This window comes from Paenibacillus sp. FSL R5-0490, assembly GCF_001956215.1.
Taxonomy (GTDB): Bacteria; Bacillota; Bacilli; order Bacillales; family Cytobacillaceae; genus Cytobacillus.
Genome location: NZ_MRTQ01000005.1, coordinates 136,539 through 150,470, shown reverse-complemented (window position 1 = coordinate 150,470; position 13,932 = coordinate 136,539). Strand labels below are relative to the sequence as shown.

The following is a 13,932-nucleotide window of genomic DNA, read 5'->3' as shown; positions in this document are numbered from 1 at the left end:
CCTCGCTTTTCTGTATGAAGGATAGGATAGCTTATATTTGCCGGATTATATCCGGATCATTACCAGCTTGTCCCCCTCTTCATAACTGTTTGGCCTGCCGCCTGAATAAACAGAGCGATCAATAAATGATCTTGTTCCTGACAGGAAAACATGGTGAAGAACAAGCTGTTTCTTCCTGATGATGAACAATCTCTCTTGGTTACCTCCATTTTACACTACTTTACTGGGATATCAAACGGATTTAACCCATTCTTCTACAAATTGCAGAGCACTTTCAAGTTTTTCCGGGTCTTTTCCGCCAGCCTGAGCCATGTCCGGACGGCCTCCGCCTCCGCCGCCGCATTTTGCAGCAACTTCTTTTACCGCTTTGCCCGCATGGAAGCCTTTTTTGATCAGATCATCTGTCACCCCGGCAATAATATTCACTTTTCCCTCGTTTACACTGCCTAATACAACAACTGCAGATCCGAGTTTTTGTTTTAAATCGTCAGCCATATTGCGCAGGTTATTCATGTCTGATGCCTGGACCTTCTCAGCAAGAACGGTAATGCCATTGACTTCTTTTGCCTTTGATACCAGGCTCCCTGCTTCAATATTGCCCAATTTTGCTGCTAAAGATTCGTTTTCACGCTGCAGCTGCTTCATTTCTCCAAGCAGTACATCAATTCTTGCGGACAAATCTTTTGGATTGGTCTTTAATTTGCCTGAAGCTTCTTTTAATACAGTAATCTGGTCATTCATTAGCTTGTATGCAGATTCGCCAGTTACGGCTTCTATTCTGCGAGTTCCAGCACCAATACCGCTTTCCGATTGGATCTTGAACAATCCGATGGAAGCAGTATTCGAAACATGGCATCCGCCGCAAAGCTCGAGACTGTAATCCCCAACCTGAACAACACGGACAATCTTTCCATATTTCTCACCAAATAGAGCCATAGCACCCATTGCCTTTGCCTCATCAATGTCCTTGTAATTGATCTCAACTTCAAGACTTTGCCAAATTTGTTCGTTGACAATCGCTTCAATTTTCTCAAGCTCTTCAGAAGTAATTTGCCCAAAATGAGAGAAGTCAAAACGCAGGCGATCCGGCCCTACTAAAGAACCAGCCTGATTAACATGGCCTCCCAAAACATCCTTTAAAGCCTGATGAAGCAAGTGAGTTGCAGTATGATTTTTGATTACCTTTGAACGGATTTGCTCATTTACCGCCGCCAGTACAGACGCTTCAGCCTTCAGCGTTCCTTTTTCAACGACAGCTCTATGAAGGTTTTGTCCATTCGGAGCTTTTTGAACATCCTTAATTGAAACCTTTAATCCTTCTGCTTCCAGAGTTCCCTGGTCAGCAATCTGTCCGCCGCTCTCTGCGTAAAATGGTGTTTCATTCAGGATCAGCTGAATCTCCTCTCCAGCATGAGCTTCTTCAATTAATTGCCCATCCTTCACAATTGCAGCGATTCTGGCTTCTGTCTGAAGCTTATCATAACCGACAAATTTGCTATCGGTTTTCAGCTCTCCTAATACTCCGCCCTGGACCTGCATGGAATCTACATCCTGACGTGCAGAACGTGCACGCTCACGCTGTCCTTCCATTTCCTTTTCAAATCCGGCATGATCCACTTTCATACCTTCTTCTTCAGCATATTCCTCTGTTAACTCAACCGGGAATCCGTATGTATCATAAAGACGGAAAACGTCTTCACCCTGAATCGTATCGCTGTCTTTTTCCTTTTCTTTCTTAATAACAGATGAAAGAATGGCAAGACCTTCATGAAGTGTTTCATGGAAACGTTCTTCTTCGTTCTTGATGACCTTTTGGATAAATTCAGTTTTTTCTTTTACTTCCGGGTAGAAGTCATGCATAATTTCTCCTGCCACTGGCACCAATTCATACATGAATGGCTCGTTTATATTAATTTGTTTAGCATATCTGACAGCACGGCGAAGCAATCTTCTTAATACATAGCCCCGTCCTTCATTAGAAGGCAGCGCACCGTCACCCACTGCAAATGCCACTGTGCGGATATGGTCTGCAATAACTTTAAATGCAACATCCGTTTCCTTTGATGCTCCATATTTCCGGCCTGAAATTTCTTCTGTTCCCCGGATAATTGGCATAAATAAGTCTGTATCAAAGTTGGTAGGAACATTTTGAACGACAGACGCCATCCGCTCAAGCCCCATCCCGGTATCAATATTTTTCTTAGGCAGCGGCGTATAAGTGCCATCAGGATTATGGTTGAATTCAGAAAACACAAGGTTCCAGACTTCTAAATAGCGATCGTTTTCACCGCCGGGATATAGTTCAGGATCTTCTGGGTCATTTCCATATTCAGGACCGCGGTCATAGAAGATCTCTGTATTTGGACCACTTGGGCCTTCTCCGATGTCCCAGAAGTTTCCTTCCAGGCGGATAATCCTCTCTTCCGGCACTCCTACTTTTTCCCGCCAGATGTTAAAAGCTTCATCATCTTCAGGATGAATCGTAACAGAAAGCTTTTCTTCAGCAAAGCCAATCCATTTTTTATCAGTCAAAAACTCCCAAGCCCAGACGATGGCTTCTTCTTTAAAGTAATCACCAATTGAGAAATTGCCCAGCATCTCAAAAAAAGTATGGTGTCTTGCTGTTTTGCCGACATTTTCGATATCGTTGGTGCGGATGGATTTTTGGGCATTTGTAATCCTTGGGTTCTCTGGGATGACACGGCCGTCAAAATATTTTTTCAGAGTGGCGACACCACTGTTAATCCAGAGCAGGGAAGGATCCTCGTGAGGAACGAGGGATGCGCTCGGTTCTACAGCGTGTCCTTTCTCTTTAAAGAAATCCAGGAACATTCGGCGTATTTCAGCACCTGATAATTGTTTCATTCTAACCAACCTCCTAAAATATGTAAAAACTTTTAAAAACAACAAAAAAAGCCCTCATCCCTGGACAGGGACGAGAGCTTACTCGCGGTACCACCCTGATTATGGAAGTTAAATGAATAATGCCGGTTAATAGGCAATCTCCCATCTCTCAGATCCTTAACGCGGAAATACGGCAGGGATTAGCTGCACTCAGGATTAGCTTTCTGTTATCCTTCATCTGGAAGTTCTTTCAGCCATGGAACTCCCTCTCTTTTATGAATGCAGCAATGCATTCACGCAGATGGTCTATAACATACTCATTCCGTCAAAATGTTTAATATATACTTTATAGACGAATTATAGCGATTTTCCTTTATTGTTGTCAACATCATGATGAGGTTCCGCTGATTTTTGGCTGTTTATTTTTTGAAAAGTGTTTTTTTGCATGTATGATACTTACTTTAATGACAGCTAAAATCGGAACTGCAATAATCAAGCCCAATATCCCTCCAGCTTCTCCGCCGGCCAGCAGTGCGAGCATAATGAGAAGAGGGTGCATATGAAGACTTTTTCCAACAATCAGGGGTGATAGGATATTCCCCTCAAGGAATTGAAGAACAATAATAATCCCAATTGTTATTACGACCATTTTAACCGATAAAGCTGAAGCAATGATGACAGCCGGAATCGCTCCGATAATTGGACCAAAATAAGGAATTACATTGGTAACACCTATTATAGTACCCAGCAAAAGAGGATAACGCATATCAAAAACCCAAAATAGCAGAGAAGAAATGGCCCCAATGGCTGCACATACCAGAAGCTGCCCCCTGATATAGCTTCCGAGTGACTTGTCTACATCTCTTAAGAATAACACGCCTTCCTTCCTCCATTTTCTTGGAGTCAAGTACCAGGCAGCTCTTTTCATAATCGAAAAATCTTTAAGAAGATAAAAAGAGATGAAGGGAATAACTGCGATAATCAAAGCATAGTTCAGTACATTCAGAAAAAATGTGATTACTTTTGATAAAAGATTATTTAACCGCTGCTCTATAGCTGCAATAACCTCATCAATCCTGGTCTGCAGGCCATCTGGCCATGTTGATGTTTTACTCTGAATCGTATCGATCCACCCGCGGTACTGATTTGCAAAATGAGGTGCATTTTCCGCCAGATCACGCAATTGATGAATAAAAGCCGGAATCCCTTTATAAAAGATAAGGCCAATTCCCCCGAAGAACAAAAAATATATAATAAAAACGGCAAGCCCCCTGTGAAGGCCCGTTTCATGCAATTTTTCCACGATCGGGTGAAGAAGATAAGTAATAAATGCCCCAATGACAAAAGGAATGAATACGACAAATACAATTTCCAGAACGGGCATCCATAATGCCTGGAGCTTTAGGAAAACTAAAATCACAATAAACAAGAGAAGCAGAAATCCAAGCCGGTAGTACCATTTCATATGAATATTCAATATGGCCCCCTCCTTGTATTTATTGTGATAGCTTCCATGGGAATTATGCATCTTACTCATTATGAATAGCATGGAGGTGCGAAAAAAAGCTGGCCCTTTTTTAAGAACCAGCCTTGATCATTTAAAATAAAGATTTGGTTATTCTTTTCTGGATGCGTTTCATTTTTCGGCCTGATATCATATTATTCTTTTGGGCATAATTATAAGCAGCCATGCCTGCCCCAAGCATCATTGCAGAGGTTAATATTTTGTTCAAAACTGGCTCACCTCTTCCGTTAATTCTTACGAAAGAAACCGGCGCTCTTCTTCTTCAAATAAATCATCAAGGGAACTGAGCGTACCATCTTCCTCTACTTGATGGGTGTTAATGATCCCTTTGGACAAGGAAAGTTCAATAAAGCAATTCCAGCAATAATATTGGTTAATCCCGATTTTACCAATATCTTTGCTCTGGCAATTTGGACATTTCAGCACGAAAAAGACACCTCACTATTTTACATTTACAATTATGGCGTCTTTTCCAATTGCAGGCGGGTCATCGGTTTTTATGACACGTTTTCCTTCCAGCACATCTGAAAAGAAGCCATCCGACAGTTCGTACCCTACAATCGTGCCCAATTCTTCCTTAAAGTATACATCCTCAAGCAAACCCAGCCGTTCTCCTTCCCGGCTCATAATCATTTTGCCGGTTAACCGATTATGGGTCTCACATGTATAATCCTCATGTTTAGGAATTGCCTGCAGAACAGAGGTATCTTCAATCATCACTCCATCCCACCCGAAAGATGCCACGTCTTCAATATTGATGATATAGTTTTTTTTCAGAAATGCGCCCTTTCGCAGCAGTAATCCCTGAACTTTTCCGGTTCCTGAAATGGATAAATCACAGATATCGCCTGCTTTATTGCCGGTTTTCAACTCAAACACCGGCAGGCCTTTTAATAAAGAAAATGTCCGCAAAGAGAATCCCGCCTTCCCGAACATTTATAGTTTTCACTGTCCCGAAAAAAACATAACGGAAAACCATTGCCATGGGAGCCAAAAAGTATTGTTAAGAACGGATTAGAAAGCCTGCATAAGCCTACTTTCTGCTGTACCTTGGCTTATTAAAACGCTCGCTGCGCTCCCCGCCGTCTGACAGTTCCTCTGAAAACTCATAGTCCTGCCGCGGCTGTTTGCGGCGTTTTACTCCATGGAGATTGAGAAGAGAAGTTCTGCTTTTCTTTTCCACACTTATCTCTCCTTTATATATTTAGATTAAACCGCCAAATTGCATGTCTACTGTTTAGATATACAAAAAGAACAGTCTTTTATTGTAGACTGCTCTTCTTAGCTATATTCCTTTTCCAAAAAATCATACGGTGTTATATTTCCCATTCCAATCATTGGATCGGCTTGGAGAAGCCTTTCTTCGAGAGAAAGTGTTTCCGTAAGTGAAGACTCAGCTGTATCCTCAAGCCCTGTTTCATCATTAAATAGGATTGCATCTCTCAGCTTTTCAGAAAGAGTGGTCAGGCGGGCCTGTTCATCCGCACGTTCCACACCTATTTTTAATGCATCTTCTTCGCCGCACAATATCAAAAATTGTCTGCTGCGGGTAATGGCGGTATAAAGGAGATTTCTTCTCAGCATCCTGTAATAGCTTTTAACAACAGGCATAATGACAATCGGAAATTCACTTCCCTGCGATTTATGGACAGAGCAGCAGTAGGCATGAGTGATCTGGTTCAAATCCTGTCTTGTATATGTAGCTTCCGCACCATCGAAGGATACGACAATCATATCCTGTTTTTCCGTATTTTCCTTTGCGTAAAAAATAGATACAATTTCACCCATATCACCGTTAAAAACATTGTTCTCAGGCTGGTTGACAAGTTGAAGGACCTTATCGCCAATTCTGTATTTCACATCACCAAAGGACAGCTCTTTCCTCGATCCATCGGGATTTGGATTCAGTATTTCCTGCAGTATTTCGTTTAGTCTGTCGATGCCTGCAGGTCCGCGGTACATTGGGGCAAGCACCTGAATATCTTTTGATGAATAACCTTTCTTTTTGGCATTAAGGACAACCTTTTCAACAACATCAGCAATTTGGCCCGGCTGGCATTTGATAAATGAACGGTCCGATTGCTGCGCAGTGATGTTCGCAGGAAGCTTGCCTTTTTTCATTTCATGTGCCAGTTCAATAATTGAAGACCCTTCAGCCTGCCTGTATATATCTATTAAACGGACAGTTGGAATGCGTTCTGAGCGCAAAAGATCCTTCAAAACCTGGCCGGGACCCACTGAAGGCAGCTGGTCTTCATCACCAACCAGTATCACTTGCATATTTTCAGGAAGAGCCTTGAAAAGCTGATTTGCAAGCCAAACATCAACCATTGATGTCTCATCTACAATTAAAATCCTGCCTTCTAACGGACTCTCCTCGTGCCGGTCAAATCCTTCAGACCCATTCCAGCCAAGAAGACGGTGAATCGTTACAGCGGGCAGCCCTGTTGATTCTGCCATCCGTTTTGCAGCCCTTCCTGTAGGGGCTGCCAGCAGGAAGGGAAAGGGCTCTTCCTTTTTATAATCTTTCGGTTCCAGGGAGCAGCCATGCAGCTCTGCATATAACTCAACAATCCCCTTAATAACGGTTGTTTTTCCTGTCCCCGGCCCGCCGGTCAATATCAGCATAGGCGACATAAGAGCTGTTTGAATGGCTTCCTTTTGAGTTGGGGCATATTGGACACCCAGGCGCTCCTCCAAATTTCCAAGGGCCAAAAGAAATTCTGACTCCGGAAACTGTTCATCATACTGGGTTTGCTTTAGGATCCGCTTAATATTGGTAACTAGTCCCTTTTCGGAAAAATAAAGAGATGGAAGGAAAATTTTCTGGCCTTCAGCCATGATCTTCCCTTCCTCTTCAAGCTTAATTAGTTCATTGGATATATCCTTGTATTCAATCAAATCACGCTTATTTTCTTCCAGCAGCTTCTTCACACTTTGCAAAAGAGGCTTTGCTTCAATATAAACATGTCCTGCCTGCATACTCTCCGTTTCCAATATGTAGAGGCAGGCAGCTTTTATACGGTCAGGATGATTGCCTGATATGCCAATTTGATACCCCAGCTCGTCAGCACGGCCAAATCCGACCCCTTCTATATCCTCAACAAGCTTATAAGGGTTATTTTGAACGACTTCAATTGTCATTTCTTTATACACCTGATAAATTCTCATGGAAAGCTGCGGGCCAAAACCATATTGATTAAGAGCAATCATGGCTTGCTCAAGGCCCTGGTGTTCCATCAGCGTATCGTAAAGCAATTTAGCTTTTTCAGGTGATAGTTTGGGAACACTATCGAGCAGGGACGGCTGATTTAGAATACGAGTAATCGCATCTTCTCCAAGTGTCTCCACGATTTGCTCGGCTGTTTTCTTGCCAATCCCTTTAAATAATTCACTTGATAAATAATTGGCTACTCCTTGTTTCGTCTGGGGAAGATCTTTCCTGTAATGGCTGGCATGGAATTGGATGCCGAACTTAGGATGGTCTTTGAATTCACCATAAAAAATATAGGTTTCATGCTCATGCATCTTTGGCAGATAGCCAGTAATGACCGCTTCTTTTTCATCATAAGAGTCATTCGTTTCATCAACCCTAATGCGCACAACCGTATATAAGTTTTGCTCATTATGAAAGATTGTGACCAGATGTCTGCCCTTTATGAACTTCCCCTGTTCGGCAAAAAGATCCATGGAATCCTGTTTTTCCATTTCTATTCCCTCCCCTAAAAACAACTTAATTCAATTCGCTGCCGCCCTTTTCAATCAGCTTTTTTCCATAGCCCGCAAGCATATGGTCCGGCTGAATTTCCAGTGCTTTATTAAAGTAAGCAAGTGCTTTATTTTCGTCTTCCTTAAATCCATATGCTACTCCAAGATTGTAATAAGCATCTGCATGCTCCGGCTCAATTTCAATGCACTTTTTCATTTGCCCGATCGCTTCATCAATGTAATCCAGCTGTGCCAGACATAATCCATATTGGAAATGTGCTTCGGCGTCATTTTCATTTAACTCCGCGCTTCGCTGCAAATAAGGCAAAGCCAGTCTGCCCTGGTCAAGGGCTATTAGGGACATGCCAAGCATGAAGAAATTATCTGCGGTATCCAGGCCTTTTTGCAATGCTGTTTCAAACATCTTTTTAGCCTCATCAAACTGCTGTAATTCATAATATAAATTTCCCGCACTGTAGTAAGCAGCACCGGCATTTTCATCAAGACCTATTGCTTTCTCATATAACTTCAGCGCTTTTTCATTTTCTCCAACTGCAGATAGCACATTTCCAAAGTTAATATATGAAACAGGATCTGAAGGATTCTCTTCAATTGCTTCCATAAAGACCTTCGCTGCTTCTTCCCATTTTCCTTCTTGCATATATTGAATACCCATTTGGTTTTTATTCATAATTCATCACTCCATTCAAATCAAAGTATAGCATAATTGAATTCACCTTTTCCGCTGTCTTCTATTCCCGTAATAAAACCCCGATTCTTTGATAAGAATCGGGGTCCGTCTTTTCTTAACCGACATAATCCAGCTGTTTGCCATCCTTGAATATTTCATCAATTGTTCCTCCGCCAAGGCACTCGTCTCCATTATAAAAGACAACCGCCTGACCAGGGGTAACAGCCCGAATTGGCTCCTCAAAAACAACTTTGACCTTGCCATCTTCAAGTATTTGAACCTTTACCCTGCTGTCAGCCTGACGATATCGAAACTTAGCCGTACATTCAAATTCCTGCGGCTGTTCTGAATTTGTAACCCAGCTGGTATTGACCGCAATGATGGAGTCTGAATAGAGCAATTCATTGTGGAAGCCTTGTCCAACATACAAGACATTCCTCTTCAGGTCTTTGCCGATTGCAAACCATGGTTCACCTGCTCCGCCAATGCCAAGTCCATGCCTCTGTCCAATGGTATAATACATGAGGCCATCGTGCTTGCCGACAACTTTTCCGTCCATGGTTTCCATGTTTCCGGGCTGCGCCGGAAGGTAATTCCCAAGGAACTCCTTGAAGTTGCGTTCACCAATAAAGCAGATGCCTGTACTGTCTTTCTTTGCTGCAGTTGCCAGACCGGCTTCCTTTGCCAGTTCACGAACTTTTGATTTTTCAATATCGCCAATCGGGAACATCACTTTCTCAAGCTGATCCTGTGTCAACTGGTTCAGGAAATAGGTTTGGTCCTTATTATCATCAAGACCTCTCAGCATTTTATATTCGCCATCTCTGAATTCCACACGTGCATAGTGTCCTGTCGCCAGATAGTCGGCGCCAAGGTTCATAGCATGTTCAAGGAATGCCTTAAATTTAATTTCTTTATTGCACATAACATCAGGATTAGGCGTCCGCCCTGCCTTGTATTCTTCAAGAAAGTAGGTAAATACTTTATCCCAATATTGCTTTTCGAAGTTGACTGCGTAATATGGGATGCCGATTTGGTTGCATACTCGGATGACATCATTGTAGTCCTCTGTAGCGGTACAAACACCATTTTCGTCTGTATCATCCCAGTTTTTCATGAAGATGCCGATTACATCGTAACCCTGTTCTTTCAAAAGCAGGGCCGCCACAGAAGAATCAACGCCTCCGGACATACCAACCACTACCCGGGTATCCTTTGGATCTTTATTCATCTATTTCACCTCAAATCTTCAGAAACCACGCTTAGACTTGCATGTTTCCAATATCTTAATCTATTTACCCAGCCGTTTCACGATTTTAGCTGTTTGTTCTGCTGCTTGTTCGACTTGTTCTTTTGTATTAAAAAGGCCGAAGCTGAAACGGATGGAATTTTGCAGTTTTTCTGATCCTTTTCCAAACATGCTGACAAGTACATGGGATGGATCGATGGAGCCTGCAGTACAGGCCGACCCGCTTGATGCTGCTATACCAGCCAAATCAAGATTAACCAGCATGGCTTCAACATTCGTCCCGGGAAAGCTTAAGTTTAAAACATGAGGAAGGGAATAATCAAGCAATCCGTTCAGTTCAAAAACAGCATCTTCCTGCTTCAGTTTATCCATGAACAGCATCTTAAAAGAATGCAGTTCTTCCCGCTTAGCTTCCATCTCCTTCTGAGTGATCCGGACAGCCTCCTGGAAGCCTGCAATAGATGGAACATTTTCCGTTCCTGCCCGGCGCTTCCTTTCTTGTTCACCGCCAAATAGCCGTGAAGAAAGCTTCACATCAGGATGGGCATATAAAAAGCCGATCCCTTTTGGGCCATTGATTTTATGGGCGGAGACGGATAGCAAATCCACTCTCAATTCCTGCACATCAATTTTTTCAAGTCCATAAGCCTGAACAGCATCGGTATGGAATTTCGCAGGATGCTCTGCCAATAACCCGCCTATTTCCTTAATCGGCTGAAGAGTCCCTATTTCATTATTTCCGTACATGATCGTTACAAGTATGGTATCCTCCCGCAAAGCATCTTCTACGTCCTTTACAGAAACACGCCCATTTGGATCAACAGGCAAATACGTTACCTCAAAACCCTGTCTTTCAAGCTCCTCACATGCATGCAAAACCGCATGATGTTCAATTTGAGTTGTGATAATGTGTTTGCCCCTATGGCGGCAGGATTCAGCCGTTCCAAAAATCGCATGATTATCAGCTTCTGTTCCTCCGCCTGTAAAAATAATATCATTGGCTTTTGCACCAATACTGTTTGCTAAAGCAGATCTTGCTTCATCGACAATATGACGTGCACTCCTCCCGAAATAATGGATGCTTGAGGGATTTCCATATTCAGATTTCATGACTTCAGTCATCCGATCAATCACTACCGGATGCATTGGTGAAGTCGCTGCATGATCAAGGTATATTCTTTCCAAATTAGTTCACCTACTTTATTTCGTCCTGCTGCTTGTATTTTCCACAAAAATTATTCTCTGATTAAGGCCTAAATATAAAACATATAAGCATCCGATTCTCCGTTATCTGTATGGCTGGCAAGATCTTCAAGCGTTGTGTTATCAAGCACATCTTTCACAGCATCACGAATTCGCATCCACAGTTCTCTCTTTGCAGGCTCCTCGTCTTCAATTCCTTCCACTGGACTAATCGGTCCTTCCAGAACTCTGATGATATCCCCAGCGGTAATTTTTGTCGGCTCTTTGCCTAAGATATATCCGCCGTATGCACCGCGGATGCTTTTAACAAGACCGGCGTTTCGAAGTGGAGCAATAAGCTGCTCCAGATAGTGCTCGGACAGATCATTCGTCTGGGCAATCGATTTTAACGAAGTGGGACCTTCTCCATGCTTTTTAGCTAATTCAATCATTATAGTTAAACCATAACGGCCTTTAGTAGATATTTTCATCAGCTTGCACCTCTATCCTTTTCTTTAAGCATTTGATTCGCATAAATATCCTTTTCTTTAAGCTTTGCCAAAAATCGGTCAGTTAAAGCCTGGCACTGCGGCAAAGCTGCTCCGACAATTGGACCGACTGCCAAACTGAGCACAATGGTTCCCCAAAAAACAGGTCCTCCCAGCTGCCATCCAACTGTCAGCACAGCAATTTCCATTAAGGCTCTGACATTTCTAATCTTCCAGCCGGTTTTTGCTGTCAATGCAATCATCAGGCTATCCCTCGGCCCGGCTCCGAGCTGAGCCGAAATATATAGCCCCATCCCATAGCAATAAACAACTATGCCAGAACCAAACATGGCTATTTTCCCCGCAAGCCCATTTGGTGTCTGCATAAACGGCAAAAGCAAATATGCGTCAATAAACAGACCAATCAGTATCATATTCAAGAATGCACCGGCCTGTGGAAATTCCTTTGAAATCAGTGCTGCAGCAGCTAATATGAAAATCCCGACAATGATGGACCAGCTGCCTATTGTCAGTCCAAGCTGGTAGTACAGCCCAACATGCAGAACATCCCAGGGAGTTGCCCCAATATCAGCTACTATTAACAAAACAATACCCAGGCTCATGACAAGCAGTCCTGTTAGATACACCAAAAACCTGGGACCGATTTGCCCTTTATTTTTCAGTAACATGTCCCCAACGCTCCCCACATGACCTGCAAAAATATATTAAGTTTTAATCCTTAGTAAGATTATAGACTTTTGACATTATAGCATATTTTAGGGAGAAAAGGGGCGCGAGGGATTGACTCCCGGACGCTGGCAATGGCGGTTTAATTGATTTCACAGCAGGAAATGTTATGGTATCTTAAATAGAAAGCGGAAGCTTTGCTGAAAATTGATAGGCAGACTGCAAACTGCCGGCAAAAGGCTGGAGTGATAACTTTGAACATTAAACCTCTTGCATTCCGGATGAGGCCGAGAACGATAGATGAAATCATCGGCCAGGAACATCTTGTTTCAGAAGGAAAAATTATTTATCGCATGGTGCAGGCTAAGCAGCTCTCATCGATGATTCTGTATGGGCCTCCAGGTATAGGCAAGACGTCGATTGCAAGTGCCATTGCTGGAAGCACCCAATATGCTTTCCGCACTTTAAATGCAGTGACTAATAATAAAAAAGATATGGAAGTGGTAGCGGCAGAGGCAAAAATGTCGGGTAAGGTCATTCTGCTGCTGGATGAAGTCCATAGGCTTGATAAAGGCAAACAGGATTTTCTGCTCCCCTATCTGGAAAATGGCAGCATCACTTTAATTGGCGCCACAACCAGCAACCCATATCATGCAATAAACCCTGCGATCAGAAGCCGGTGTCAAATTTTTGAACTGAAGCCGCTGTCTGCAGATGAAATTAAAAAAGCACTGGCAAGAGCCTTGCAGGATAAGGAACGGGGCCTCGGCAATAAACAAACCGCTGTTACCGATGAAGCTCTAACTCATCTGGCCACGGCTTCAAATGGCGATGTCAGAAGCTCGCTTAATGCCTTGGAACTGGCTGTGCTTTCAACAAAAGAGGATGAAGAAGGCATCATTAAGATTGACTTGTCCATTGCCGAGGAATGCATTCAGCGCAAAAGCTTTACACACGATAAAGACGGGGACGCCCATTACGATGTATTATCAGGTTTTCAAAAGTCTATCCGCGGAAGCGACGTAAATGCTGCACTTCACTATTTGGGCAGATTAATTGAAGCAGGCGATCTGCAGAGTATAAGCAGAAGACTGCTGGTTATTGCCTATGAAGATATCGGCCTGGCATCACCCCAAGCCGGAGCCAGGACTCTCGCAGCCGTCGAAACAGCCGAGAGAATTGGATTTCCTGAAGCAAGGATACCGCTTGCAAATGCGGTCATAGAGCTTTGCTTATCTCCAAAATCCAATTCTGCATACAAAGCTTTGGATTCTGCAATTGCAGACATTCGTGCAGGCAAAAGCGGTGAAGTCCCCGATCATTTGAAGGACGCCCACTACAAAGGAGCAAAAGAGCTTGGCAGAGGCATCGGCTATCTGTACCCTCACGATTATGAAACAGGCTGGGTCAAACAGCAGTACTTGCCGGACAGAATAAAAAACAAGGTATACTATCAGCCTAAGAAAACAGGCAAATTTGAACAGGCATTAGCATCGATTTATGAAAAACTCCTTAAATAGCAAAAGGTCTGGCAGCGATGCCAGACCTTTTCTTATTT

Annotated in this window: 14 protein-coding genes; 1 reads left to right on the top strand and 13 read right to left on the bottom strand. The window is 43.0% G+C overall.

Annotation, left to right across the window (positions count from 1 at the left end):
• Window positions 1-45: 45 nt before the first annotated feature.
• From BK139_RS23855 to BK139_RS05700, 13 genes are all read right to left on the bottom strand, one after another.
• Window positions 46-189 carry a hypothetical protein gene (locus tag BK139_RS23855; protein ID WP_175609064.1) on the bottom strand — a complete coding sequence of 48 codons (144 nt, stop codon included), beginning with the start codon at window positions 187-189 and terminating at the stop codon, window positions 46-48.
• Window positions 190-231: 42 nt separating this feature from the next.
• Entirely contained in the window at window positions 232-2,865 is a 2,634-nt protein-coding gene (gene alaS / locus BK139_RS05750) for an alanine--tRNA ligase (protein ID WP_076257408.1), read from the bottom strand.
• Between the two features lie 367 nt (window positions 2,866-3,232).
• On the bottom strand, window positions 3,233-4,321 hold the full coding sequence (locus tag BK139_RS05745; RefSeq protein ID WP_076257407.1) for an AI-2E family transporter: 1,089 nt from the start codon (window positions 4,319-4,321) through the stop codon (window positions 3,233-3,235).
• A gap of 121 nt (window positions 4,322-4,442) precedes the next feature.
• Window positions 4,443-4,577, bottom strand: coding sequence for a YrzQ family protein (locus BK139_RS05740; RefSeq protein ID WP_076257406.1), 135 nt, complete (start codon window positions 4,575-4,577; stop codon window positions 4,443-4,445).
• Between the two features lie 26 nt (window positions 4,578-4,603).
• The gene (locus BK139_RS05735) at window positions 4,604-4,795 is read right to left on the bottom strand and encodes a hypothetical protein (RefSeq protein WP_035331236.1); all 192 of its coding nucleotides are present in this window, start codon (window positions 4,793-4,795) and stop codon (window positions 4,604-4,606) included.
• Window positions 4,796-4,810: 15 nt separating this feature from the next.
• Window positions 4,811-5,281, bottom strand: a complete 471-nt coding sequence (locus BK139_RS05730; protein ID WP_076257405.1) for a PRC-barrel domain-containing protein — start codon at window positions 5,279-5,281, stop codon at window positions 4,811-4,813.
• A gap of 121 nt (window positions 5,282-5,402) precedes the next feature.
• Window positions 5,403-5,552, bottom strand: coding sequence for a hypothetical protein (locus BK139_RS23850; RefSeq protein WP_175609063.1), 150 nt, complete (start codon window positions 5,550-5,552; stop codon window positions 5,403-5,405).
• Between the two features lie 98 nt (window positions 5,553-5,650).
• Entirely contained in the window at window positions 5,651-8,077 is a 2,427-nt protein-coding gene (gene recD2, locus BK139_RS05725) for an SF1B family DNA helicase RecD2 (protein WP_076257404.1), read from the bottom strand.
• A 25-nt stretch (window positions 8,078-8,102) separates the two neighbouring features.
• The gene (locus BK139_RS05720) at window positions 8,103-8,768 is read right to left on the bottom strand and encodes a tetratricopeptide repeat protein (protein WP_076257403.1); all 666 of its coding nucleotides are present in this window, start codon (window positions 8,766-8,768) and stop codon (window positions 8,103-8,105) included.
• 115 nt (window positions 8,769-8,883) lie between these two features.
• Complete coding sequence (mnmA, locus tag BK139_RS05715) at window positions 8,884-9,999, bottom strand: tRNA 2-thiouridine(34) synthase MnmA (protein WP_076257402.1); 1,116 nt, start codon at window positions 9,997-9,999, stop codon at window positions 8,884-8,886.
• A 60-nt stretch (window positions 10,000-10,059) separates the two neighbouring features.
• Window positions 10,060-11,202 carry a cysteine desulfurase family protein gene (locus BK139_RS05710; RefSeq protein WP_076257401.1) on the bottom strand — a complete coding sequence of 381 codons (1,143 nt, stop codon included), beginning with the start codon at window positions 11,200-11,202 and terminating at the stop codon, window positions 10,060-10,062.
• Between the two features lie 68 nt (window positions 11,203-11,270).
• Entirely contained in the window at window positions 11,271-11,690 is a 420-nt protein-coding gene (cymR, locus tag BK139_RS05705) for a cysteine metabolism transcriptional regulator CymR (RefSeq protein WP_076257400.1), read from the bottom strand.
• Window positions 11,690-12,376, bottom strand: coding sequence for a YczE/YyaS/YitT family protein (locus BK139_RS05700; protein WP_076257399.1), 687 nt, complete (start codon window positions 12,374-12,376; stop codon window positions 11,690-11,692). Before BK139_RS05700 ends, cymR begins: the two co-directional genes overlap by 1 nt.
• A gap of 252 nt (window positions 12,377-12,628) precedes the next feature.
• Between BK139_RS05700 and BK139_RS05695 the strand changes: the two genes are divergently transcribed.
• Window positions 12,629-13,894 carry a replication-associated recombination protein A gene (locus BK139_RS05695; RefSeq protein ID WP_139325600.1) on the top strand — a complete coding sequence of 422 codons (1,266 nt, stop codon included), beginning with the start codon at window positions 12,629-12,631 and terminating at the stop codon, window positions 13,892-13,894.
• Window positions 13,895-13,932: the final 38 nt, after the last annotated feature.

Excerpts from the sequence above, each read along its gene's own strand:
- mnmA (WP_076257402.1), bottom strand. The coding sequence starts at position 9,999 with ATGAATAAAGATCCAAAGGATACCCGGGTAGTGGTTGGTATGTCCGGA.
- BK139_RS05720 (WP_076257403.1), bottom strand. The coding sequence starts at position 8,768 with ATGAATAAAAACCAAATGGGTATTCAATATATGCAAGAAGGAAAATGG.
- BK139_RS05700 (WP_076257399.1), bottom strand. The coding sequence starts at position 12,376 with ATGTTACTGAAAAATAAAGGGCAAATCGGTCCCAGGTTTTTGGTGTAT.
- cymR (WP_076257400.1), bottom strand. The coding sequence starts at position 11,690 with ATGAAAATATCTACTAAAGGCCGTTATGGTTTAACTATAATGATTGAA.
- alaS (WP_076257408.1), bottom strand. The coding sequence starts at position 2,865 with ATGAAACAATTATCAGGTGCTGAAATACGCCGAATGTTCCTGGATTTC.
- recD2 (WP_076257404.1), bottom strand. The coding sequence starts at position 8,077 with ATGGAAAAACAGGATTCCATGGATCTTTTTGCCGAACAGGGGAAGTTC.